This window comes from Solibacillus isronensis, from assembly GCF_900168685.1.
Taxonomy (GTDB): Bacteria; Bacillota; Bacilli; order Bacillales_A; family Planococcaceae; genus Solibacillus; species Solibacillus isronensis_A.
In genome coordinates this window covers 1681071-1705715 of record NZ_FVZN01000014.1, presented here as the reverse complement: position 1 = coordinate 1705715, position 24645 = coordinate 1681071, and the positions used below count along the sequence as shown (strand labels likewise).

The following is a 24645-nucleotide window of genomic DNA, read 5'->3' as shown; positions in this document are numbered from 1 at the left end:
GCTGATAGAATAATTAGAAATAAATTACAGGTGGAATGAAATTGAAAAAAAGACTAGGTTGCCTACACGCCCATTATTCCAATATTGAATACATAGAAAATGCACTTGCTCCATTTAAGATCGAATTAGTCCATTTTGTTGATCCAGGATTAATGGATCGATTAACTTCAGATCAGAATTTCCATGAAGCAGATGCGCAGCTAAAAGTAAAAGAGAAGATAGAATGGATTGCCCAATCGAATATTGATGCTATTTTAATTACTTGTACAAACTATATTGCCATTTTACAGGAAGACCAACTTTCCATATCAGTACCAATTATAAAATTGGATGAACCATTCTTTGATTTCGTCTGTACTATTCAGGAACCCCAGACTTTAATTTTTACCAATCCGGCAACCGTTGAGGGAACAATGGAACGTCTCACATATTTTACTGATATTTATCAAAAAACACTAAACATCGAGGTTGTAGTTCTAGACAATACGTTTGAACTGATCATGCAAGGACGAAAAGAAGAATACAATCAGGAAGTATCAAAGATATTAGAACAACTTATTAACGATGATAGGGTAATTTCGGTTGCTCAATTATCGATGGTGGATGCAGCACAGCTTGTTGAAGCAAAGACAGGTAGTTCAATCACGACTCCGTTAAAAACTCTCGTAACTTCTATTGTTAAAGAATTAAATTTAGAAGAAAAAATTAATTAAAATAATTTGACTAGCGCGTATCTCTAAGGATCTGTGCTTTTTTATTAATGTAAAATTACCTGGAAAATTTATGTTAAAATTTAGATAGAATTAGTAATGAAAAATTACTAATACAATCGAATGAGGGGTTTCTATGATAAAACAATTTGATATTCGTCTTTCAAAAAATGCAGAAAAACTCTTAGAGATTCAAATGCCATCTTATAAAGTAGAAGCAGAAATTATCGGTTATGATGATATTCCACCATTGAAAGATACAGTAAATACTTTAAAACAATGTGGAGAAACTTTCTTCGGCTACTATATAAATGAAGAACTATGCGCGGCCATATCGGTGAAAGTTATCGATAATGAAGTAGACATACATAGATTAATCGTTCATCCGGACCATTTCCGGAAAGGGATCGCACAGAAACTGTTAACTTTTATTGAAAGGCAGTTCGATAAAAGGATAATCATAGTCGCAACTGGCTCCAAAAATAAGCCAGCAATTACGCTTTATAAGAAGAATGGATTTCGGATAACGAAGGAAGTCCAAGTAAATGAACATTTATCCTTAACTTACTTTGAGAAGAAATTATTATCTGATTGAAGTCTGCAGCAAGGGAGAGGAATGAAAAAATTAAAACATTATGGAGGGACATTTTTGAAGAAAGTAGTTATCACAATTTTAGCTATGATTATTTTATCCATTCTCATATTCTTTTTGCTTTTCTCTTCTAATAAAGCAACTACATTGAAAGAAGACTTAAAAGGAGAAATTGATATTTCTAAACTAAATAAAATAGAGATAATCAGAAGTTTTGACGATAAAACTATAATTCTAAAGGGAAGTCAGTCTCATCAACTTATTAATGAACTCCTGAATGCTAAATTAATAGAAGCAAAAGTTGAGGAAGAATCTACAGAATCATATTGGATTAATATTAAAGAGGACGGAAATAGGTTTGTAGGAATTAGAATGAGTAACTCACTTACTTTTTCACTTTATGATTACAAAGATCATAATAACTACTCTAACAATTATACTTTAGTAGATGATTCAGTTTTGAAATCCGTTGAACGGTTATTTGAATGACATAAAGCAAGTAGTTTGTTTTATTAAGGAGAGTTCTATGCCGATGCCGATTATTATCCACAAGCAGTTTGTAAATGCACCAATAGAAGTATGTTTTGACCTTGCCAGAAACGTCGACATTCATATAAAGACGACGGCGAAAACGAAGGAAAAGGCTGTTGGTGGGGTAACACATGGTTTATTAAATGAGGGTGACTCCGTTACTTGGGAAGCAACTCACTTCGGTATTAAACAAAAACTGACGGCAAAGGTAACGCATATGCAACAACCAACTATATTTGTGGACATAATGGTGAAAGGCGCATTTAAATCATTTACCCATACTCACAAATTTGTAGAAGAAAAAGACGGCACTTTAATGATCGATATATTTGAATATAAGTCGCCATTTGGTCCATTAGGAAGTATCGCTGACAAATTGTTTTTGTACAGATATATGGAAAGCTTCATTATAAATCGAGCAGCAGAATTGAAAAAGCTTGCAGAAATTAATGAATAACTTATATCCAAATGCCTTAATTGCAAAGTAGTTGCTTATTTTATAAAAAAAAATAAAAAAGGAGCTTCAAAATGGAAATTCTATTAGTTGGAACGTTTCACCTAGCCGATACATCCGACTTGAACACATTATCGGAAAAGGACAAAAGTAAATATAGCGATAGCGATTTTGAACAGTTGGCTATTGATCTTGCAAAGTTCCAAGCGGATCAAGTCTTTGTTGAATATCCAATTCATCTACAAGAACATCTAACTTCAATTTATAGCTCGGCAGAAGTAGATGAAATAAATGAAGCATTTAAGAAAAATGAGATTTACCAAATTGGATTCCGGTTAGCTAAAATGCTTGGACATGATGCCATTTATGCAGTGGATTGGAACGAGCAGCCGGAAGAGTCGATCGATTTAAGCCTCGTTGCAGAAGGAAAATCAAAGGCAGTGTTCGATGAAATAATGGGGCGTATGAAAATGGTGCTTGAGAAGCTCTCCACTATAATTCAGCAAGGGGATATTATTGAACTGTACAAACACATAAATTCATATGAAAACATAGTAAATGATCATCAAGTATATTTGGATTTTATGCAGCTCGATGATGAAATTGCATTTGAATGGGTAACGAAATATTGGTATTACCGTAATTTAAGAATCGTTCGTAATATTAAAAAATCCATTCTTCCTGAAACAAAGCGGGCTGTTATTTTATATGGAAGTGGTCATAACTACCTGCTTAAACAACAGTTGGAAGATGACAAAGCAATTAAAGTCATTCAGTACGGAGATTGGTCAGAATAATATAAATTGGGTACCGAAAAGATCAACAAACAAAAAAATGCAGCATTAAAAATCGAATTGTATTCATTAGAAAAACGAGTTGAGGCACTCGAAAGGCAATTAGAAAACAAGTAAATGGCTATATAAAGGAGTTTGGAACAACATGATTACATTAAGAAATGTGCAAAAAACAGACTTAGAAGAACTGGTCGTTATAGAAAATGAAGGATTTACAAAAGAAGAGGCTGCCACAAGGGAGGCCTTCGTGGAAAGAATTCATCTGATCGTGGATACGTTTATTGTCGCTGAAAGAGATGGAGAGATCATTGGTTACATTAACGGCCCTGTAATCCCTCAGTTATACATAACGGATGACCTTTTTGAAGAAATTAATGAAAATCCAAAAAAGGGTGGCTACCAAAGTATATTAGGCGTAGCTGTTTCTAAAAAAGCAAGAAATCAAGGAATTGCGCGGATGTTACTCAATAAAATGGAGCAGCTTGTCAAAGAAAATGAGCGACAAGGAATTACGTTAACATGCAAACAGGAATTGGTGTCTTTTTATGAAAAACTTGGCTTTGTAAACTATGGCATTTCTGAATCACAGCATGGTGGAGTTAGCTGGTATAACATGGTCAAACTGCAAGAGAATATGGATTAATTATTGGGGGATTTCATTGTAATGTGAAATCCTCTTTTTATTTTCGGTTATTCAATAACATTATTTTCCATTATAATAAAACTAACAAATTTATATAGAATCGAGTGAATAATATGAAGACATCAAAAAGTACAGAAGATCATTGGAATGCAAGTCTATACGATGGTAAGCACGCGTTTGTTTCACAATATGGCAATAGTTTAGTGCAATTGTTAGCTCCAAAGGAAGAAGAGCGAATACTGGATCTTGGTTGTGGAACAGGAGATTTAGCAAATACTTTATTTGAGGGTGGCGTGGAAGTGGTAGGTGTCGACAAATCTGAAAATATGGTGAAACTGGCGACTAGTAAATACCCGCAGATTCCATTTACTGTTCAAGATGCTACCCAATTAACCTATCAAAATGAATTTGATGCGGTATTTTCAAACGCAACACTCCATTGGGTGCACCCGCCGAAAGAAGCTGTGCAATGTATTTATGAAAGCTTAAAACAAGGCGGCAGAATGGTTGCTGAATTTGGAGGAAAAGGCAATGTACAAACAATTACAGATGAAATTATTCAACAAATAAAAAATGCAGGCTTTGAATTTAAAGCAACACAATTCCCATGGTATTATCCAAGTATTGCGGAGTATTCGAAGCTGTTGGAAGAGGCAGGATTCCACGTGATTTTTGCCCAACTATACGATCGACCAACGCCTCTAGATGGAGAAAATGGCTTGAGAAATTGGATTGAAATGTTTGGCAATATGTTATTTGATGGCATACCCGAACAAATAAAAGATCACATAATCGCTAATGTAGAAATAAACTTAAAGGATATTTTGTATCGTGAAGGCATTTGGATGGCAGATTATAAAAGGATTCGTGTAGTCGGAATAAAATAAGTAGTTTACTCTTCCATTGTTTTATATTGTAGAAGTAAGTAAATAACTAATTGAAATAATTAAGTATAAGTTAGGTGAATATAGATGAAAAAGTCCTCTCCAAAGCTTCCTTTAACATCTGAAGAAAGAATCAATTTAAGAAAGTGCAAAGTGAAATTAAATGAAATCGCACTTATGGACATAACACAATTAACTGAATGTCTACGATCAACTCCCGACCGTTCTAAGTACCTCCGTGGACTAGCTCAATTCCAGGCAATTCCTTCTATTGGGCCTAAGTTGGCTCAAAGGGTTACTGAATTAGGTTTTTATTCTTTAGAGGAATTGAAAAACGAAAATGGTGCTGAATTAACTAATCGATTGGAGGAACACTTCGGTTTTTGGGAAGACCCATGTGTAGAGGATTCGTTAAGATGTATCGTACATCACGCTAACCATTCAGACAGCGAAAAAAGTTGGTGGCATTTTACAGATGAACGGAAACAATATCGGGAGGTAAATGGATACCCTGATTCAAGGCCAAAGACACCTTGGCATGACAAGAAAACTAAAGACAAATAAGTGGTATATAGAACTATCAATCAGGATCAAAGGGGAACTAAATATGAAAATTCACAAGATAGATCATGTAGGGATTATAGTAAACGATCTTACGTCGGTTAAAGAGTTTTTCATCGAATTTGGACTGGAAGTGCTTGGTGAAGGGGAAGTGGATGGAAAATGGGCAGAGCGGATCATCGGTCTAACTGATGTGAAAGCAACCATTGTCCTCTTAGGGATGCCGGATGGGCAGGCTAATTTAGAGCTGGTCAAGTTTCATACAGTCTCAGAGATAGAAAGTATTCAGCAATCTTCAAAAAACCATATCGCCTTTGCAGTTGATGATATTGAATCGATCGTTGCTAAATTGAATAAGAAAGGCGCGGAAATTATTAGTGAAATCCAAAACTACAATAATCTATATAAATTATGTTTTGTTCAGGGACCTGAAGGCATAATTTTAGAGTTAGCTGAGAAAATGCGATAAACTTTAATTGGAAGATTTCTACTTATATAGTACATTTTCATAGCAACCTTGGTGGGAGGAATAGAAATGGCAACTAATGCAGCTTTTCAAAGAGATATTAAAAGTTTTTGGTATCCGGAGTACAACAACAATGGATATCCTCATATCCAACAAGGATTCATTCTTCACCCTAATCATAGCGCTGAATTCGATCCATTTATTTTAATGGCGGAAGATTGGTATAAGCGCGGTGTTTTCTCTGATCACCCACACCGCGGCTTTCAAACTGTAACATATGTTGTAGATGGCAGACTCGAACATATTGATAACGCTGGAGGTTACAGCATTTTAAATGCCGGGGATGTTCAATATATGAATGCCGGCTGGGCAGCTAGACATGCGGAAGAAGCGTTCGAGGACGACTTGATTCATACATTACAGCTATGGCTGAACCTGCCGAAAAGTTTAAAACATACAGAAACGTCTTATCAAAATATTTTTGTTGAAGATGCACCTGTAGTTAATATCGATGGCGGATTCGTTCGAGTTTATTCAGGGAATATTGCAGGTGTAACAGGACCAATGCAAAGTCTAGTTCCGATTACGATGACAGAAATTACTCTTCGTGAAGGTGCTGAATACACACATGTTTTACCCGAAAACCATAACTCTTTCCTGTTTATGTTGGCAGGAGAAATGGAATTTGGGGAAAGCAAGACAAAGATCGCAAAAACTGGAGCTGCTACGATCTCATTTAACGAAGCTGGTTCTGAAGACAATTCGAGCGAATTAAAAATTAAAGCATCAACAAGGTCTAAAGTTTTAATTTATTCAGGTGTCCCTATTAGAGAAGAAATCGCTCTAGGCGGACCGTTTGTGATGAATTCAAAAGAAGAAATTAGAGAAGCATTCCGTGATTTACAGCTAGGTAAATTTGGTCCACCAGCTGTAAGAAAGTAAAAATATGAACCAGATGGAACTGAGCCATCTGGTTTTTTGTTTTCACCAAATATGACTCTACAATTATGGTAAAATTTATAATATAAGGAGAGGATTACATGGATTTATTATCATTTGCCGTTTTAGGTTTTTTGATTTATATCGTTGTATTTTTGGCGGTAAAGCATGGGATTAATTATTCGGAACTTGGAATTTTGATTAAAAATAAATATAAGATTGAGGAAGATAAACCTAACTTAAGTAATGAAGACATTGAAAAAGAATTAGAAAAAGATATCAACAAACAAAACTGATCGAGAAATAATGGGGGATAAGTGTGGAGATTAAAAGGCTGGAAAAACACGAAAATGTACCAATGGAATTATTGCTACTGGCGGACCCTTCAAAAAGTATCGTAGAAGATTATGTATCAAAGGGCGATTGTTTTATAGCTGAAAGTGAGGGGCAAATCATTGGCGTCTATGTCCTGTTGCCGACAAGACCGAAAACTGTAGAAATTGTCAATGTAGCAGTAGCCAAAGCTCATCAGGGAAAAGGGATTGGGAAAACATTAGTGAATGATGCCATTCATGTAGCCAAAACACAGAGGTATAAGACGATAGAAATTGGTACTGGAAATTCAAGCATTGGGCAATTGGCGTTATATCAAAAATGCGGTTTTCGAATTGTTTCAGTTGATCATAACTATTTTATTAAGCATTATTCCGAAGAAATATACGAGAATGGCATCCAGTGTATCGATATGATCAGGTTATCGAAAGAGTTATAGGGAGGATAAGTATGAAAAAATTCACTTTTTTACTCTGTTTGTTTTCCGTAATACTCATTACGACTGCATGCAGTTTTCGTGCAGAACCTACTACAACAATTGAAGCCGTAATATCACATTTGACTGAGGATGAATTTGAGAGTGTTGGAACACATGAATTAGAAAATCCCCAAATTGATAATTTCAGGAAATTTACAATTAACGTGAAAGTAAATGATGTAGCCGGTCAGAAAGTTCAATTCGCATTTAGCGATAGTTGGAAAGAAGCGATCGATTCAGTTGATGCTACAGACAGGTATTGGTTTGGAGGCGGTAGTGAACAAAATAATGAGAGCGAGAATTTTGCAAAGCATGCGCAGGAATTTGTCTTTTATTCTAAAGGATTAAATGAAGAATCAATGAGAGAGGCATTGAACAGAATTATTTTTGAAGTAAGCATAAACAATGATGGCGAAATCGCGACAGAACAATATAAAATTGGAGATTTAGTTGATTTTAAATAAGTGCATGGCTGGAAATGATTAATTAAAAGATTGGAGAAATCTTTATGAAAATATACGATCTGGCAAGTCCATTTCTGAATCAGTATGAACCTTCAAAAGTGTATTACGAAAATTATTTTAACAAACATCCTGAAATTTATAGTTATTACTTTGAAAATCATTGTCACAATAAAGAACTGAAATTTGATAATGCGTTAAAGACACAACCAGACAAGATTGAGCAAATGAACTGGATTACGGAAAAATTGAAGTCGCTAACACCTCAAATTATAAAGGAATACGAAAAGCGATTTCCGATAAAGTTTTCAAAAGATGTTTATATTTTTGTCGGTCTAGGTGGTTCGAATGCTTATACTTATCGTTCCATGGATCCTCATATTGCTTTTTGTGTTGAAAAGTTTGAACCGAATGAAGATGGCCTAAATGTAATAATTGCACATGAATTTGGCCATGCAGCCCATCATCTTTTCACTACACATAATGGGATAGATGCAAAAGATATACAATGGTATAACCCGTTCACCTGGCTATTGCAAGAGGGGGTAGCGACTTATTTATCAACATTAGTAGTAAATGCAGACCAAGATATTTATTTTGCTTATCAACCTGATCCAGAGTGGCTTTCATTTTGTGTAGAAAATACAAAAACCATTATTAATACTTTTCAGCATGATATCGATCAAAGTACAACAGCAGCAATATTTAAAGAATGGTTTTCGATTAACGGTGGTCAAACTTTTGGCTATAGCCGGCTTGGTTATTACATTGCTTATCTTTTAGTAAAGCATTTAGTAGATGAGGAAGGTATTGAGAACGCAATGCTTTATTGGGGACATCCAGATTTTGAGGAGAGAATGAAAACGCAATTACACATAATTTAAATCAAATATAGTAACTCACTAACTTTAAAGGATGCTGTTAAATATGAGATGGAGAAATGTGTTAATTAAAACCCTCATGTTTTTTTATGTATTTAACTGCTTCTCAATTTCTAGTTCGAGAATATATAATTTCTAGGTAATTGTGCTATTGGCAAACTCTAAGAAGATAAAAAGAGAAAAGTAGTTACACATTGCAGTCATATATTGGTGGAGTAACATGATTATAATTAATTCAGTTGTTTTATGGGTAATTATCTCAATGTCCATTAATACTTATTTAATGACTTTACCTATTCCGGTTATACGAAAAAAGGATTTTCCGACTACCTACATGATTCAGCATGAGAATCGGATCGCTTCCAAAAAGGTACGGAGTGCGCGGCATTTTCAACAGCGTATCTCCTTCGTCACTTTGGTATGGATGCTGAAGGGGAAGCGTTATATAAGCAATTTCCCAACAAAACAAGAGCAGGCAATGTATACCCAAAAGGGATACGCACTGTGTTAAGAAATTATGGATTTAAGACTAAATATTATAAAGGTAATATAAATACATTAAAGTCCGAAGTCAGTAAAGGAACGCCAGTAATTGTTTTTATTAAAGTACAGAAGGATCTCAAAAATCTGCATTTTGTCCCGGTAATTGGCTATGACAAAGAGTACATTTACCTTTCAGAATCGTTGAGTCATTTAGTAAATGATGAAGGAGAACAGAAGAATTATAATCGAAAAGTTCCGATTGAAGAGTTTGAAATACTTTGGGATGTAAAGAGAATTCACACGCTTCCATACAGCAATACATATATAGCAGTAGATGCAAAATCAAGCTAACAAATCCATTAGCAGTAGGTGAAAATAGTGAAAGTATTTGGAGAAAAATTAAAAGGCCTTAATTATGAATTAAGAAAAGGGGTTTATGCCGTTATATTTAATTCAACAATGAATGAAGTCTTGACAGTCCAAACTTCAAGGGGTAATTACTTTTTGCCGGGTGGCGGGATTGAAGGTCATGAAAACCATTTGCAATGCTTGGAGAGAGAAATACTTGAAGAAACAGGATATAACGTAGTGATCGGCCCTTTTATAGGGAACGCAAAGTGCTTTTTTCTCTCAACTAAAAAAAAGCCTATTCTAAATGATGGCTATTTCTACTTCGCACAATTATTAAATAAAATTCAAGATCCCATTGATGACGACCATTTTATAAAATGGATTGAGACAGATAAAGCCCGGGATCTCTTAATACATGCCCACCAGAATTGGGCCGTTAAAGAAGGACTAAAACAGAAAACAAGTAAAGATGAGCTAGCTAAATAAGACATGGAATATACTGCTTGTTTTCTTAGTTACTTTGTCAGTTACTTTTATTGTGTTGCTATTCATTGCACACTCATTTGTTTTTAATTATTTTTATATAACTTAAAATGTGCATTCACCTGCCCTTGAGTCATAATTTTTTTGGCTCTTTTTTCTTTTTTAATAATATTTTGACGGATTTCAAATGTACTGACACCGTCCTCTACTTCATTGCTGATAGCAACTAGAACTTCCACATCTTGAAAGGAATACTTTCTTGTTCCACTAGCATTACGCTCAGGAAATATAAGTTTTCTTTCCTCGTAATACCTAATCTTCCTTTCGGTAAGCCCCGTCAGTTCACTAACTACACCAATATTAATCACTTTCTTATACTTAAATGAATCGTCTACTTTCATATAACATCCCTCCTTTTTATAAGAGAAAAGCAAAGTATTATATGTCACTTAATATAACACAAAAAATCTAAAAATAAATAATATTTAGAAAAATTAGAAAAAGTGTGTAAGAAAATCTGACATATTTAATGTTTTCGAATTGTGAATCGTTTAAATTCAATACATAGCTTAATACTTTTTTAGAAAAGTGAAGTAGGTGATAAAGTTGAAGTTTGAAGGTGTTGCGGTAGAAAAAATCTCCCAAAATATCGTAGAACAAATTCGAAAAAAACTAATCAATGGTAGCCTGCAACCTGGTGAAGTTTTACCGTCTGAAGAAAATTTATCGAAAATCTTTGGGGTGAGTCGGAGTTCCATTAGAGAAGCTTTACAAATTCTTGAGATTCAAGGAATTGTTGATCGGAAAAAGCGAAGTGGTACGGTCATCCGAAAACTTTCAATTTTAGAAATGGCTAATATCTACTTGCCACGAACTGACGAAGAAAGCCTCTTGGATTTGATGGAAACACGTGAAATTTTAGAAGTTGCGATTGTAGAACTAGTTTCAGAAAGAGCAAGCCCTAAAGATGTTCTAGAGCTTGAGAATTTACTCGGATGGATGGAAAACAATCCGGAAGAAGCAGCTGAAGCGGACGTTGCATTTCATTTAGCTTTAGCGCGGATGAGTCGTAATGAAGTGATGTTCAATATTGTGAAATCACTGAAAGGGACAATGGATCGCTTGCAGGAAAGAACGATTTATTTGCCTGGTAGATTAGAACACGTATTAGTTGAACATCGAAAGATTATCGAAAGTATCAAATCGAAAGATCCTGAACTGGCCAAAATATATATGAAAAGACATCTACGAAAGGTCAAAGGTTTACTGGAAGAGTTATAAGTGTTTTTAAGAATCAATAAGTCGGACTATAAGATTTATTGCTGATAACACTTATAGCTTATCCATTACCGTTAATAAGTCAGACTATATGATGTAACAGACTAGTAAGTGAGAAGGGTGGATGATGTTATGCAGTTGGTTGTTGAAAGCATTAATAAATCATTCGGAGCTAAACAGGTTTTGAATGATATCAATCTTACAGTTAAGCCTAGTGAAATAATATGTGTACTAGGACATAGTGGATGTGGGAAATCGACACTTTTAAATTTAATTGCAGGTTTTTTGAAAGCTGATTCCGGGGTGTTAAAAGTTGATGGAGTAGATATAACAGGTCCTAATAAATCAAGAGGAGTTGTTTTCCAAGATCACGCTTTATTTCCATGGTATGACGTGTTAACGAATATTGCCTTTGGTTTAACTGTACAAGGGATGCCTGAAAAAGAAGCAAAAGTATTAGCGGAGCAGTATCTCAATATGATTGGTTTAAAAGATTATGCCAACCATTATCCAGATGAACTTTCGGGTGGGATGAAACAACGAGTAGGAATTGCTCGTGCTCTCGCAAGCGGACCAGAAATTTTATTGATGGACGAGCCTTTTGGAGCATTGGACATTTTAACGAGGGATACGATGCGTAAAGAATTATTGAAAATTTGCCAAGAGCTTAAGCCGATGGTGATTTTCGTTACTCATAGCATTAGCGAAGCAATTCATTTAGGGGACAGAGTTGTTGTGATGAAAAAAGGTCAAATTGCTAAAGTTTACGACGTGGGTATTGAGCATCCTCGTACTTACAATCATCCTCGTTTTTCGGAATTGATGACAGAAATTGAAGGATTACTGATGGATGAAGTGGATGCAAGTCAAGTAATACGAGATTAGGAGGGAAGCATATGAAAGATGCAGCATTAACTGAGAGTTTACCACGCGAAAAAAAGAGTGTGAAGTTAAAGAGTTTTAATGCAAAGGTTGCCTTAAAAGCATTTTTACCAATCGTAGCGTTCTTTATTGTTTGGGAATTATTTGGACGCTTAAATCAGAATTTTGCTTGGTTTAACCCCGTATTTTTACCGCCTCCAACTTTAGTAGTTGCTGATGGTTACGCACTTGCACAAACAGGAATGCTTACGAGCAGTATTATTTCGAGTACGCTTCGTATCATTGTTGGTTTTTCAATCGGTGTTTTGGCAGCTATTGCAATGGGGGTTGTCATGGTACGCTTTAAGTTCGTTGAAACGTGGATTGCACCTATTATCAATTTAGTAGGGCCGATTCCAGCATTAGCTTTACTGCCACTATTTATTATCTGGTTTGGTATTGGCGAGTTTCCTAAAGTGCTATTAATTGCTTGGTCAACATTTATTCCAGTTTTGGTGTATACGCTAGACGGATTAAAGTCAGTGAACTCTACGCTAGTAAGATCAGCTTTAAGTTTAGGTGCTAGTCAGAAACAAATATTTACTCGGGTAATAATCCCATCAGCGATTCCAAGTATTCTTGTAGGGGTTGAAGTAAGTTTAGGCTTATCGTTTTCCGCGTTGGTAGTTTCTGAAATGATGGGAGCTGAGAGTGGTTTAGGTTATATAATTGTTGATGCCCGAAATTATTTCAAAATTTCGAATATGTTTGTCGCTATTGTATTAATCGGTTTAGAGTACAGTTTATTTGCCTACTTATTGCGCAAATTTAAAAATAGAATTTTATTCTGGCGTAAAGGTGGAGCACATGCTGCCATTGAAAAATAAGAATTGACCTAGGAGGGGTATTGATGAAGAAATTTAAACATATCTTTACTTTATTAATCTTAACAATGTTGCTAGTAGCTTGTGGAAGTGAAAAAGAGGAAGTTTCAAGTAGCTCAGCTAATGGCGCAGAGGTTGAACAAAAAGAGTTGACGTTGATGGGGGTACGTGACGCTCAAATCTCAGCAGCTCAAATTATTGCCGAAAAACAAGGTTTTTTTGAAGAAGAGGGTGTAAAAGTTAAAAACCATTTAATCGAAAATGGTCCTGAAATGGGATCAATGATTGCTGGTGGGAGTGCCCCAATCAGTTTAATGTCTAACTTTTTACCATTAACAATCACAGCTTCAGATGTAAATGTAAAAGTAGTTGCGGTATTAGACCAAATGGCTGGTACACAAGCGATGGTAAGTCGGCCTGGTTTGAAATTAGAAAGTGCAAAAGACTTAGAAGGATTAAAAGTAGGGATGCCCAATGGTGCTGAAGTTTATTACGCAATAAAAAGTATGGGTGAAGAATTAGGTGTAGATGTCAGTAAAATCGATTACATCAACTTAGCACCAAGTGACGGTTTAGTTGCATTACAACGAGGTGATATTGATGCATTAGCTGCGTGGGAACCATTTATTACTAAAGGTACGCAAGCCGGTGGAGAATTTATTTTAAGTGGTCGTCAAAGTAATTTACCTGAAAAACAAGGTGAAGTGAACTGGTTAAGTGTTCACTCAACATTAATTGCAACAGATGATTTCTTAGAAAAAAATCCAAACACAATTAAGGCTTTAATTCGTGCACTGAAGAAAGGGACAGACTTCATTAATGACAATCGTGAAGAGGCTGTAAAAATCTTATCACCTGAATTACGTCTAACAGAAGAAGAGTTATCAGAAATCATGAACCGTAACTTCTATTCAATGGAAGTAGACAATACGTACTGGAATGACAGTAACAGTGAAGGGATCATGGATTACTTCTTAAGTGTTGGCAACATTCCTAAGAAACCAGATGTGGAATCATATCATGACTTTACATTATTAAAAGAAGTGTTCCCGGAGTTAATCACAGCAGACGCTTTAAAATAAAAAATGAAGGTGGGATATTAAATGGAGATTAATAAAAAACGTTTAGAAAATATGTTTGAAGTAGTTTCAGAGTTTGGGAAAATTGGCGAAACAGGGCTATGTCGAGCTACATTAAGCCCAGAAGAAAAGCAGACGTTTGAGACAGTTACGGAATGGTTGGAAAAAGCAGGTATTAGCGTACATGTTGATAACTTTGGTAATTTAATTGGTCGATTGGAAGGGAAAAACCCTCATGCACCGGCGTTAGTGATGGGATCACACTTAGATTCACAACCTTATGGGGGACGTTTTGACGGTACATCTGGTGTATTAGCTGGAGTTGAAGTTTTACTGACTATGGTTGATAAAGGAATTCAGCCGGAAGTTCCGATTGAAGTGATCTCATTTGCAGATGAAGAAAGCTGGCGTTTTAAGAAGGGACTATTTGGATCACGAGGAATCGCAGGTCTTTTTGAAGAAGGTGAGCTCGAACGAACAGATAAACAAGGAATTACAAGACGTCAAGCATTAATCGACTTCGGTTGTGATCCGGATAAATTAGAAGCATCTGTTTATCCGAAAGGGGCAGTAGGTGCATTTTTAGAGCTTCATATTGAACAAGGCCCATATTTAGATGTAAATAATAAGCCGATTGGAATTGTAAAAGGAATCGCCGGTCCACTTTGGTTAACTGTTGAAGTAGAAGGTTTTGCTGGACATGCAGGTTCTGTACCGATGAATATGCGCCAGGACGCTTTATTGGCAGCTTCTAAAATGGTTACAGAAATTAATAGAATTGTAAGGGCTCAAGAGGGCGTACCAACCGTAGCGACAGTAGGTAGTATCCGCGTATTCCCGGATTCACCAAATATTATTCCTGAAAAAGTGGAATTTACAATCGACTTACGTGATATCGATTTAGAACGTCGTAATGCCTATGAAGAACAGATACGTATGATGATTAATGAGGTAGCAGCCGAATTTAATGTATCTTCTTCGATAGTAGAAGATACAAATCAATCGCCGGTAGCTATCGCAGACTGGATTCAAGCTGCTATTAAAGAAGAAAGTGAGCAACTTGGTTTGGACTGTCCAATTATGATGAGTGGTCCATTCCATGATGCAACTGTCATGGCAAGTATTTGTGATGTAGGAATGATTTTTGTCCGTTGCAAAGATGGCATCAGCCATAACCCTGCTGAATATGCGAGCTATGAAGATTTAGCATTGGGCACAGAATTGCTATATCAATCGGCATTAAATATTTCATCTAAAATTGCTGAATTAGTTCCACAATAAGAGGATACGTTTAAGTGGCAGGAGGGGTGGCAGGTGACAGTTTTAATTACAGGTGGTTCAGGTTTTGTAGGAATAAATATTATAGAAAAAATTTTGGATGCCGGAATGGATGTAGTGAATTATTCACTTACACCTGTTCCAACAGAAGCGGAAATATTATTTCACAGGAAAGCAGGCCAATATTTCTATATTGAAGGAGATATTTTAAATGGAGATACACTCATACAAACGCTGAATCAATACAACATTAAAAGCTTGATTCATGCAGCTGCTATCACTCCGGATATTGAACATGAAATGAAGTCATTTTCAAAAATTTCTTCTATTAATTACAACGGTACGCTATCAGTATTAGAAGCAGCTAAAAAAGTGGGAATTGAAAAGTTTTTCTATATTAGTTCCTGTACCGTTTATGGGGAGACGGGTTATATCGATCCGTTACTAGATGAGAAGAAATCAATTCCATTACCAGTCAATTTATATGAAATAACAAAATATGCGGGGGAGCGTTTAGCCCTTCGCTATAAAACCCTATACGATTTACCATTGACCGTTTGCCGGTTAGGCTACGTATTCGGGGCTTGGGAGCATTATACGGGATTACGTCAAACATTATCCGTACCATTTCAAGTGACTAAAGCAGCTTATGAAAAAACAACGATTCATCTACCAAGACCAGGCGTACGAGACTGGACTTATAGTAAGGACGTTGCTGCAGCTATTTATCATTTAATACAAGTTAAGGAGCTAAAAGAAGATATATATAATATTGGCTCTGGCCAAGTATGGAGCATCGTAGATTGGTGTGAGCTTTTGAAACGGAAATTTCCGGACTTTCACTATCAATTACAGGAAGATTCAAAGTTATGGAATGTAGATTATTTCGGTGAACGAGACATTCAGCAATTAGCAATTGATCGTTTGAAAGCAGAAGGTTACACACCGCAATACAGTTTAAATGAAGCGTTTGAAAACTATATGGAATGGTTGGATCAAACGTCATTATTTTGGTCGATACCTGCAGATCAACAAATAGTGAGCAAATAAAACAAAATTAAAGGAAACTGGGAGGCATAATCTATGAGTATTTTATTAAAAAACGGGACAATTGTAACGAGTACAGATGAATATGTAGGCGATATTTTAATTGAAGATGAAAAAATCGCGGCAATCGGGAAAAATCTTTTACTTGAAGCAGACCAAGTTATAGATGTTTCAGGAAAGTATGTCTTACCAGGAGGAGTCGATCAGCACGTCCACTACTCTTTTGATTATAAAGGGGCACGCGTGCAAGGATTTGATACTAGTAACGCTGCAATTGTTGGAGGCACTACGACAGTTATCGAATTCGTGAACCAAGCACCAGGAAAAGGTATTGCTGAAACGATCTTTGAATATGAAGAAAATGAGGTAAAAGATGTCGCAATGGTCGATTATTCGTTCCATGGAATTGTTTGTGAACCTTCAGATGAACTTTTTAAAGAAATTCCAAGCTTAGTAGACAAGGGACTACCAACCTTAAAACTATTTATGGCGTATAAAGGCTTACCATTTCACAGTGATGACGAAGCCATCTTTAAAGCATTAAAAGCAGCTAAAGATGTCGGTGTTACTGTAATGATTCACGCAGAAAATGCAGATGTTATCGATATTCTTCAACAGGAATATATAGCAAAAGGCTTAACGGATCCTTATTATCATGCACTTTCAAGACCTACACTTGTTGAAGTAGAGGCTACACAGCGTGTCATTCATTTAGCGAATTTAGCTGGCGCACCTGTATATATCGTTCACGTAACAGCAAAGGAAGTTATGGAAGTCATTCGGGATGCGTACATCAAAGGTACACCGGTATATGGTGAAACGTGTACCCATTATTTAATGTTAGACAAAGAAGATTTAGCCCGTCCTAATTTTGAAGGTGCAAAATATGTCTGCTCACCTGCACTACGTGAAGAAGAAGACCGTGAAGCATTGTGGAATGCTGTTAATAAAGGCTGGTTAAATGCTGTTAGCTCTGATCATTGCGGATTTAACTGGGAAAAGCAAAAGACAATGGGGATTGACGATTTCACAAACATTCCAAACGGTTCGCCAGGTGTTGAAAACCGTCTGGGAATATTATGGACATATGGTGTAAATACCGGCAAGATTTCCCGTCAACGTTTAGTAGATTTATATGCAACAACCCCAGCGAAAATAAATGGTATTGCCCACCGTAAAGGTCATATTGGAGTTGGGTTTGATGCTGATATTGTAGTTTATGATCCTACGCCTGTTTCAATTATTTCGAATGAAACAAGCTTACAGGGAGTTGATTTCAATATTTACGAAGGGCTTAAACAAGAAGGGAAGGTGGACAAAGTATTCTTACGTGGTCAATTAGCCGTTGAAGATGGCAAATATGTTGGACGCTTAGGTCAAGGGACGTTTATCCCTGGGAAACCATACGGCTTATGCTATGAAGGTTTTGAAAAGAAAGAGGAGTTAGAAAGCGTACTATAAAAGGAGATAGATAAAGCATGGGTTCTCCTAGTTTATGAACATTATAAAGAACATAAAAAATGAGCTAGAATCATTGAATCTAGCTCATTTTTATTTTATCGTCGAAGCTTAAATTTACGCATACGATCGACTAAGAAACCGCCTTTGAATGATTTTGGCTCATATGAAATGATAAATGCCTTTGGTTCAATCGATTCAACAAGGGCGAATAATTCTTTTTCTCGGTTTCGTTTAGCGAGAATTTCATATTTATAACGTTCACTGTCACGACCTTCACTGACAGACGTCGTGATGGCAAAACCACTGTTTCTTAATGTTTCGATCAATTCCTGGTTTTTTTGCTGCGTATTGATTGTTACAGAGACATAACCAATAGCCAGTTTGTTTTCAATCATTGTTCCGATAGGTATCCCAATACTAAATCCGAGTGCATACACAATCATCGCAATAAAGTTCTGATCACCACTAAAAATGATAGAAAGTGCAAATACGTTAATAAGAACTTCTAAAAACCCAAAAATTGAAGCAAGAAGTCTCATGTCTTTGACTAAGAAAATTGTACGTAATGTCATTAACGGCACGTATACGAGCTGTATGACCAGAATTAGGATTATTTCCTGCATAAAATCCCCTCTTTCATTTAAAAATTTACTTTACTTTTCTACTTCTACCCTAATATGAAATTTATATTCTTATTAATTATTTGAGTAAATGCTATGAAAAGAAGATAGAATCAATTGCATTTATTAAATTAATCCCTTCTAACCATTACTTGTCCAACAGGATAAATGATGGTTTTTTGTTTCGGAAAGGGGGTTCAACATAGGTAAAGTTCGGAAATATAACCATCAATTAGTATTAATAAAATGATATTTTATGCACTAAGTCTAATAAAAAACTGCTATGATGGAAGTGTCCGAGACTATTATTTGAATATTTAAGGAGTTATGAATTTGGCGAAATTAATCAGAGTATTACTATCACTATCAATTTTTTTACTAGTTTTAAATTGCAGCTCGTTAACCACGAGTGCAAAAGGGGTAAACCTTCTCCCCTTTGAAGATGAAAAGTCTGGAAGAAATAGTAACGCCTACTTATCTACATACGAATATCCTTCAACGAAAATGAAGGAAGACTTTATTAATGAAATTTCTACATATGCAATGAAAGCAAGTGAAAAGTGGGGAATTCCTGCTAGTGCGATTATTGGAATGGCTGCTCTGGAAAGCGGCTATGGCACAACAAGAATAGCAATAAATGCAAATAACCTTTTCGGTATAAAGGTTTGGGGATATAATCCGAAGAATGCATGGCAGTTGAAGGGACAACCTGATGAAGATTATGAACCGGTTCCTGTCCTAACAGATTATGGACAAGATCGTAAAATATACGATGAAAGTAAAAGAAGGGATAACTGGTATCGAGCTTTCAGTTCCTATAAAGAAGCGGTCGATTATTTGGCAGGAAACTTACTGTTAAACGATAGATACCGGTTTGCAAAAAACAATTACGAAGAAAGAATGAAAAAAGGATGGGGTTATGAGCGGGCATCCAAAGAATATTTGTTCGACATTGCCGACGCCGGCTATATCCATTTGGGCGGGGAATACTATCGCAATAAAGTAGGCTCCATTATGGACAAACGTGAATTATATCAATTTGATGAGAGAACTTTAAAAGACATAGGTGGACATTGGGCTGAACAACAGATTCTATTCTTAACTGAAAAAGGCTGGATTTCCGGCTATCCTGATGGTACATATAAACCGAATCAATCAATAACAAGAGCTCAGGCAGCTGCTATTATTAGTAACTTTTTAGCGCTGACTATAACAAATAAAGATATTTCATTTAGTGATGTCGAAAAGAGCTTTTGGGCATCAGACTCAATTCGTTTAGTAGCACAACATAAAATAATTAATGGAATCGGGGATGGACGTTTTTCACCTAATACATTTTTAACTAGGGCGCAAATGGCTCAAATCTTCTATAATGCCGGATTTTATAGCCATTCTGCCAACAAGGGTGTAACTTCATTTAAAGATGTGGACCAAAACTTTTGGGCATCACTTGCGATTGAAACGATGAAACAAGAAGGAATTATAGCTGGCTATACCGCTAGCCGATTTGGTCCAAATAACCCGACAACGAGAGCACATATGGCTGCTATGATTTATCGAATTCATGAAAAAGGCTTGGACAAATAATCCAGCAAAAAAAGAAGCACAGAATTGTGCTTCTTTTTTCATCTATCTAGGGACATTTATAAATTCATTTACCATACCGATAAAAAATTCAAGTATACGTACATCATCGGTCAGTTCAGGGTGAAAAGAGCAGCCTAAAAATTGCCCATCTCTAGCTAGTACAATTCGTTCTTCATATGTAGCGAGTATTTCAACATGTTCACCGATCGATACAATATGCGGGGCTCGAATAAAAACTGCTGTTATTTCATCACCAATTGATGGAATTGATAATGGAACTTCAAAGCTGTCTACTTGTCGCCCGAAAGAATTTCTTTCTACTTCCACATCCATTAAACTGAGGTGAGGGGTTTTGGAATTCCTAATTTTTTTGGCCAACAGTATAAGACCGGCACATGTCCCGAACATTGGAACACCTTGTTGTGCCATTGCCTTTATAGGTTCCAACAAGTCATTTCGTTCTAACATTTTACCGATTGTCGTACTTTCTCCACCAGGCAAAATAAGACCGTCAATATCACGCAAATCATTGCTCGTTTTCACTGCAACAGCCTCATGCCCAAGAAGCTCGATTTGCTGAATATGCTCTTTTACCGCACCTTGTAATGCAAGTACTCCGATTTTTGCCATATTACCAGCCACGCTCCTGCATACGTTCATTAACATTCAGGGTAGCTATTTCAATTCCTTTCATCGGCGTTCCAAGTTCCTTTGAGATTTCAGCAATCAGTTTGTAGTCTGTATAATGCGTTGTTGCTTCCACAATAGCACGCGCAAATTTTTCGGGATTCTCTGATTTGAATATACCGGAACCAACAAACACACCATCTGCACCAAGCTCCATCATTAACGCAGCATCTGCAGGAGTTGCCACTCCACCCGCGGCAAAATTCACAACAGGTAAACGTCCTAAACGCTTAATTTCCAATAGTAATTCAAATGGGGCTCCTAGATTTTTTGCCTCGGTCATTAATTCATCCACATTCATTCCAACAACACGGCGTACTTGAGCATTAACTTTTCGAAGATGACGAACTGCTTCCACGATGTTGCCTGTACCTGGTTCACCTTTCGTACGGAGCATAGAGGCCCCTTCACCAATACGTCGCGCTGCTTCTCCTAAATCACGGCAACCACAAACAAAGGGCACAGTATAATCACTCTTAAGTAAATGGTATTCCTCATCAGCCGGTGTTAAAACTTCGCTTTCATCGATATAGTCCACACCCATTGACTCTAATACACGTGCTTCTACAATGTGACCAATTCGTGCTTTTGCCATAACCGGAATTGTGACGGCATTCATCACTTCCTCGACAATCCGCGGATCCGCCATACGGGCAACACCGCCAGCTTTTCGTATATCGGAAGGCACACGTTCCAGCGCCATCACTGCTACTGCACCTGCAGCTTCCGCGATTTTCGCTTGTTCAGCATTAATGACATCCATAATTACGCCGCCCTTTTGCATTTCTGCCATTCCACGTTTTACTCGATTAGTTCCAACTTGTACCATGTAAATAACCTCCATTCCTGTAATGACTCTTAGTATAATGAAAATTGACCATATTAAAATAGCCAACTTCATAGAAAACTATAAGGTCAGATAAGGGATACCAGGAGACATGGGCATAAAACAGTCTAATAATTCTGTTATAATGATGTTTGAAAAGGTTTCTACTTACAGGCTAAGGAGGATACTAATATGATAAATAATACAGATTTAAAACACTTACAACGTTGTGTAGAATTAGCAAAAATTGCCCTTGAAAAAGGTGACGAACCATTTGGATCAGTACTTGTTTCCGCTGAGGGAGAAGTACTTTTTGAAGATCATAATCACGTAGCAGGTGGTGACCACACACAGCATCCCGAGTTTGCAATAGCGCGTTGGGCAGCAAATAATATGGAACCTGAAGAAAGAAGCAAAGCAACAGTATACACTTCAGGGGAACATTGTCCGATGTGCGCCGCTGCTCATGGCTGGGTAGGGCTAGGACGGATTGTTTATGCAAGTTCTTCTAAACAATTGGCAAAGTGGCTAGCAGAATTCGGCCAAGCCCCTTCACGTGTACGCAATTTATCTATTCAAGAAGTTATTAAAGATGCAATAGTAGATGGGCCTGTTCCGGAACTAGCAGAGGAAGTCCATCAACTTCATCGCCAGTTTCACGAAATAAGACGATGAATAAAATATGGAGAAGGTCAATAGGATGTTAAGTAAGCGCGATTCTGTTATAAGAATCAGCGCTTGTTTTTATTTAGTTGTTGAGATGAAAGTAGATATTTTTTGATGACTTGCAATTCAGCAATATGTAAAGTAAACTTTACTTTAAGTAAAACTTACTTTACATGCAGGGAGGATTTATTATTAAAAATAATATTAAGGTTTTACGCGCTCAACACAGTATGACGCAAGATCAATTGGCAGAAAAACTTTCTGTCTCTAGACAAACTATTATTTCATTGGAAAAAGAAAAATATAATCCGTCGATTATTTTAGCATTTAAATTGGCAGAAATTTTCAATTGTAATATTGAAGATATATTTATTTATGAGGGGGAAACTGAATGAAAGAAGCTCGGAAAAATCAACGAACATACTTATTTTTAGGAATTATTATGGTTCCATTAAGTATTTATATTAATTACCCTTATATTGCAAATGGTGAATTTCCAGTAGGTGTAATGACTTTTTTCTTGGGAACAAGTGCATTAATGATGGCTTATTTATCACCACATTTATTTCCGAAAGACGAGCGTTCAAAAGAAATTATAGGTAAAAGTATGACAGCAAACTATTTTACGCTGTTTGCAACAATTACACTGCTATTTATTACAGTAGCTAATACTTTAAGTGGATCAGAAGTTTTAACGATTTTATTTTGTATTATGGTTACTTCCATTCCTCTAACGATGATTTTTTATTCGAAACGTATTTAGTGGATCTGTACATATTCCCAACGTAATCTGTGCTAATTGCACCTAACCATTCTTAAACAAGATACAGGTGATTTTGAAAGGGGAAAACATTATGCAAATATTTTTGTTTATTATATTAGGGATCATCATTACTGCTATATCGGTGATGGTGCTAGCTGAATTTGGTTTAATTCTACTGGGTGGGATTGCATTTGGCTTAATTTTGTACATTACTTTTAAGGTTAGCAGAATACCATCCTCAAAACGGAGGCTTCAGTAATAGAAAGTGGTAAATTTATAGTTCATCATTGTATATGTATTACTGTTATTAAAGAGGTGAAAGGATATGGAGAGAGTGGCGCACTATTTTTGGGCGGTTCGGATTCCGGATGAAGTAAAACAAACCATTTATGAGGAACTGATACGAATAAAACCAATCTTCCAGTTTAAGCGATGGGTGGATTTAGATGATTATCATATAACGCTTGCTTTTCTTGGAGCTGTAAATCCAAAACAACTTACATCCGTTATTGGATCAGTTGGGGAGGCCATAAAGAATCAAAAAACTTTTACGTTAGATATTAAAGGACTGGGTGTGTTTGGAGCACAAAAATCACCGCGTATATTTTGGGGGGCAGTTAGTGAATCAGATGCTTTATATAAAATTCAGGAGATTGTCCATCAAACTTGTCTAGATGAAGGTTTTAAGTTAGAAACACGCCCTTATAATCCACACATTACATTGGCCAGAAAATGGGGAGTTAATGAAGATTTCGTAGCGGACAACTTAGTCAAGTATAACCCATTTAAAGAAAAACCTTTAACTTTTGAAGTAAATGAAATCGTCCTATATAAATCAAATGTGGAAAATACACCGAAATATGAACCAGTGGCGTCGTTTTCATTAGTATGAAGATCTACATTTCCATAGTGTATGGTGCGCGGGTGCGATTCTTTAATAAGAATCAGCGCTCGTTTTTAATTATATGGTGAAGTTAAAATGCCGGGGATTCAATCATCCTTCTGAAACTTTCTTCCATTTTATTCGTATAATTTAAATATCATAGCAAGGGGGAATTTCATGTATGATATGCCAGGAAGTGGGGATTGGTTATTCAACTTCGGACCAATATTTATCGCACTTATTTTTATTATCATATTTATCTCAATAATTGGGATGGTATTCAGTAGTTTCAAGCAATGGAAGAAAAATGAGAACTCACCTCGGCTAACAGTTCCGGCCATCGTAAAAGTTAAAAGAACAAATGTAACGAGACATACCCACCACCATCATGATAATAACCATCACTCGCACAGTACCTCTACAAATTACTTCATTACATTTGAGTTCGAAAGTGGTGACCGATCAGAGTTTCACGTTTCGGGGAAGGAGTACGGTATGCTTGCAGAAGGGGATATCGGCAAGTTAACTTTCCAAGGAACAAGATATCTTGACTTTACTCGAATGTAGCAACCGTATTTTGTGAAGCTCGGTGATACAAGATTAGCGCGATTCTGTATTAGAATCGCGCTTTTTTGTATTAATTTGCTACGCATCATTTGAACATGTATTTTGAAAAATGTA

33 protein-coding genes are annotated in these 24645 nt (G+C 36.3%); 29 read left to right on the top strand and 4 right to left on the bottom strand.

The window, feature by feature from the left end; translation table 11 throughout:
- Window positions 1-35: 35 nt before the first annotated feature.
- The 16 genes from B5473_RS17090 to B5473_RS17015 all read left to right on the top strand — a co-directional run bounded on the left by B5473_RS17090 (window position 36) and on the right by B5473_RS17015 (window position 10047).
- Entirely contained in the window at window positions 36-713 is a 678-nt protein-coding gene (locus tag B5473_RS17090; protein ID WP_079527344.1) for a hypothetical protein, read from the top strand.
- A 133-nt stretch (window positions 714-846) separates the two neighbouring features.
- A complete protein-coding gene (locus tag B5473_RS17085; RefSeq protein WP_079527342.1) occupies window positions 847-1305 on the top strand; it encodes a GNAT family N-acetyltransferase in 459 nt (152 codons plus the stop codon).
- Between the two features lie 54 nt (window positions 1306-1359).
- Window positions 1360-1791, top strand: coding sequence for a hypothetical protein (locus B5473_RS17080; protein WP_079527340.1), 432 nt, complete (start codon window positions 1360-1362; stop codon window positions 1789-1791).
- Between the two features lie 43 nt (window positions 1792-1834).
- Window positions 1835-2290 carry an SRPBCC family protein gene (locus B5473_RS17075; RefSeq protein ID WP_079528787.1) on the top strand — a complete coding sequence of 152 codons (456 nt, stop codon included), beginning with the start codon at window positions 1835-1837 and terminating at the stop codon, window positions 2288-2290.
- A gap of 71 nt (window positions 2291-2361) precedes the next feature.
- Window positions 2362-3084, top strand: coding sequence for a DUF5694 domain-containing protein (locus tag B5473_RS17070; RefSeq protein WP_079527337.1), 723 nt, complete (start codon window positions 2362-2364; stop codon window positions 3082-3084).
- Window positions 3085-3226: 142 nt separating this feature from the next.
- Window positions 3227-3724 carry a GNAT family N-acetyltransferase gene (locus B5473_RS17065; protein ID WP_079527335.1) on the top strand — a complete coding sequence of 166 codons (498 nt, stop codon included), beginning with the start codon at window positions 3227-3229 and terminating at the stop codon, window positions 3722-3724.
- Window positions 3725-3837: 113 nt separating this feature from the next.
- Window positions 3838-4611, top strand: coding sequence for a class I SAM-dependent methyltransferase (locus B5473_RS17060; protein ID WP_079527333.1), 774 nt, complete (start codon window positions 3838-3840; stop codon window positions 4609-4611).
- Between the two features lie 84 nt (window positions 4612-4695).
- Entirely contained in the window at window positions 4696-5172 is a 477-nt protein-coding gene (locus B5473_RS17055) for a helix-hairpin-helix domain-containing protein (RefSeq protein WP_079527331.1), read from the top strand.
- 43 nt (window positions 5173-5215) lie between these two features.
- Window positions 5216-5638: a VOC family protein gene (locus tag B5473_RS17050; RefSeq protein ID WP_079527329.1), complete on the top strand. Its 423-nt coding sequence runs from the start codon at window positions 5216-5218 to the stop codon at window positions 5636-5638.
- Window positions 5639-5704: 66 nt separating this feature from the next.
- On the top strand, window positions 5705-6577 hold the full coding sequence (locus tag B5473_RS17045; protein WP_079527327.1) for a pirin family protein: 873 nt from the start codon (window positions 5705-5707) through the stop codon (window positions 6575-6577).
- 98 nt (window positions 6578-6675) lie between these two features.
- A complete protein-coding gene (locus B5473_RS17040) occupies window positions 6676-6870 on the top strand; it encodes a hypothetical protein (protein WP_079527325.1) in 195 nt (64 codons plus the stop codon).
- 23 nt (window positions 6871-6893) lie between these two features.
- A complete protein-coding gene (locus B5473_RS17035) occupies window positions 6894-7346 on the top strand; it encodes a GNAT family N-acetyltransferase (RefSeq protein WP_079527323.1) in 453 nt (150 codons plus the stop codon).
- Between the two features lie 11 nt (window positions 7347-7357).
- Window positions 7358-7849: a fructose-bisphosphate aldolase gene (locus tag B5473_RS17030; RefSeq protein ID WP_079527321.1), complete on the top strand. Its 492-nt coding sequence runs from the start codon at window positions 7358-7360 to the stop codon at window positions 7847-7849.
- A 44-nt stretch (window positions 7850-7893) separates the two neighbouring features.
- Window positions 7894-8730 (top strand): hypothetical protein, encoded by an 837-nt coding sequence (locus tag B5473_RS17025; RefSeq protein WP_079527318.1) that lies wholly within the window; start codon window positions 7894-7896, stop codon window positions 8728-8730.
- A 417-nt stretch (window positions 8731-9147) separates the two neighbouring features.
- Window positions 9148-9561: a C39 family peptidase gene (locus B5473_RS17020; protein ID WP_254865361.1), complete on the top strand. Its 414-nt coding sequence runs from the start codon at window positions 9148-9150 to the stop codon at window positions 9559-9561.
- A gap of 27 nt (window positions 9562-9588) precedes the next feature.
- A complete protein-coding gene (locus B5473_RS17015) occupies window positions 9589-10047 on the top strand; it encodes an NUDIX hydrolase (RefSeq protein WP_079527316.1) in 459 nt (152 codons plus the stop codon).
- 83 nt (window positions 10048-10130) lie between these two features.
- Here the strand turns inward: B5473_RS17015 and B5473_RS17010 are convergent, their stop codons facing one another.
- Window positions 10131-10445, bottom strand: a complete 315-nt coding sequence (locus tag B5473_RS17010) for a MerR family transcriptional regulator (RefSeq protein ID WP_079527314.1) — start codon at window positions 10443-10445, stop codon at window positions 10131-10133.
- Between the two features lie 205 nt (window positions 10446-10650).
- On the opposite strand from B5473_RS17010, the gene B5473_RS17005 reads away from it, so the two are divergent.
- From B5473_RS17005 to hydA, 7 genes are all read left to right on the top strand, one after another.
- A complete protein-coding gene (locus B5473_RS17005) occupies window positions 10651-11325 on the top strand; it encodes a FadR/GntR family transcriptional regulator (RefSeq protein WP_176142099.1) in 675 nt (224 codons plus the stop codon).
- Between the two features lie 129 nt (window positions 11326-11454).
- Window positions 11455-12207 (top strand): ABC transporter ATP-binding protein, encoded by a 753-nt coding sequence (locus B5473_RS17000; RefSeq protein WP_079527310.1) that lies wholly within the window; start codon window positions 11455-11457, stop codon window positions 12205-12207.
- A gap of 11 nt (window positions 12208-12218) precedes the next feature.
- Window positions 12219-13070, top strand: a complete 852-nt coding sequence (locus B5473_RS16995; RefSeq protein WP_079527308.1) for an ABC transporter permease — start codon at window positions 12219-12221, stop codon at window positions 13068-13070.
- Window positions 13071-13093: 23 nt separating this feature from the next.
- Window positions 13094-14149 carry an ABC transporter substrate-binding protein gene (locus B5473_RS16990; protein WP_079527306.1) on the top strand — a complete coding sequence of 352 codons (1056 nt, stop codon included), beginning with the start codon at window positions 13094-13096 and terminating at the stop codon, window positions 14147-14149.
- Window positions 14150-14170: 21 nt separating this feature from the next.
- Window positions 14171-15427, top strand: coding sequence for a M20 family metallo-hydrolase (locus B5473_RS16985; RefSeq protein WP_079527304.1), 1257 nt, complete (start codon window positions 14171-14173; stop codon window positions 15425-15427).
- A gap of 33 nt (window positions 15428-15460) precedes the next feature.
- Complete coding sequence (locus B5473_RS16980; protein ID WP_079527302.1) at window positions 15461-16474, top strand: NAD-dependent epimerase/dehydratase family protein; 1014 nt, start codon at window positions 15461-15463, stop codon at window positions 16472-16474.
- A 33-nt stretch (window positions 16475-16507) separates the two neighbouring features.
- The gene (gene hydA / locus B5473_RS16975) at window positions 16508-17932 is read left to right on the top strand and encodes a dihydropyrimidinase (protein WP_079527300.1); all 1425 of its coding nucleotides are present in this window, start codon (window positions 16508-16510) and stop codon (window positions 17930-17932) included.
- A gap of 95 nt (window positions 17933-18027) precedes the next feature.
- On the opposite strand, the gene B5473_RS16970 is transcribed toward hydA, so the two are convergent.
- Window positions 18028-18555: a DUF2179 domain-containing protein gene (locus tag B5473_RS16970; RefSeq protein ID WP_079527298.1), complete on the bottom strand. Its 528-nt coding sequence runs from the start codon at window positions 18553-18555 to the stop codon at window positions 18028-18030.
- A gap of 330 nt (window positions 18556-18885) precedes the next feature.
- On the opposite strand from B5473_RS16970, the gene B5473_RS16965 reads away from it, so the two are divergent.
- Window positions 18886-20139: an S-layer homology domain-containing protein gene (locus B5473_RS16965; protein ID WP_079527296.1), complete on the top strand. Its 1254-nt coding sequence runs from the start codon at window positions 18886-18888 to the stop codon at window positions 20137-20139.
- A gap of 42 nt (window positions 20140-20181) precedes the next feature.
- On the opposite strand, the gene pdxT is transcribed toward B5473_RS16965, so the two are convergent.
- Both pdxT and pdxS read right to left on the bottom strand, forming a co-directional pair.
- A complete protein-coding gene (gene pdxT, locus B5473_RS16960; protein WP_079527294.1) occupies window positions 20182-20769 on the bottom strand; it encodes a pyridoxal 5'-phosphate synthase glutaminase subunit PdxT in 588 nt (195 codons plus the stop codon).
- 1 nt (window position 20770) lies between these two features.
- Window positions 20771-21655, bottom strand: coding sequence for a pyridoxal 5'-phosphate synthase lyase subunit PdxS (gene pdxS, locus B5473_RS16955; protein ID WP_079527292.1), 885 nt, complete (start codon window positions 21653-21655; stop codon window positions 20771-20773).
- A 189-nt stretch (window positions 21656-21844) separates the two neighbouring features.
- Between pdxS and B5473_RS16950 the strand changes: the two genes are divergently transcribed.
- The 5 genes from B5473_RS16950 (at window position 21845) to B5473_RS16930 (ending at window position 24531) form a co-directional block, all read left to right on the top strand.
- The gene (locus tag B5473_RS16950; RefSeq protein ID WP_079527290.1) at window positions 21845-22327 is read left to right on the top strand and encodes a nucleoside deaminase; all 483 of its coding nucleotides are present in this window, start codon (window positions 21845-21847) and stop codon (window positions 22325-22327) included.
- Window positions 22328-22509: 182 nt separating this feature from the next.
- Entirely contained in the window at window positions 22510-22713 is a 204-nt protein-coding gene (locus B5473_RS16945) for a helix-turn-helix transcriptional regulator (protein WP_079528784.1), read from the top strand.
- Window positions 22710-23081, top strand: a complete 372-nt coding sequence (locus tag B5473_RS16940; protein ID WP_079527288.1) for a hypothetical protein — start codon at window positions 22710-22712, stop codon at window positions 23079-23081. Before B5473_RS16945 ends, B5473_RS16940 begins: the two co-directional genes overlap by 4 nt.
- Window positions 23082-23406: 325 nt before the next feature.
- Complete coding sequence (gene thpR / locus B5473_RS16935) at window positions 23407-23973, top strand: RNA 2',3'-cyclic phosphodiesterase (RefSeq protein ID WP_079527286.1); 567 nt, start codon at window positions 23407-23409, stop codon at window positions 23971-23973.
- 168 nt (window positions 23974-24141) lie between these two features.
- Window positions 24142-24531: a DUF2500 domain-containing protein gene (locus tag B5473_RS16930; RefSeq protein WP_079527284.1), complete on the top strand. Its 390-nt coding sequence runs from the start codon at window positions 24142-24144 to the stop codon at window positions 24529-24531.
- Window positions 24532-24645: the final 114 nt, after the last annotated feature.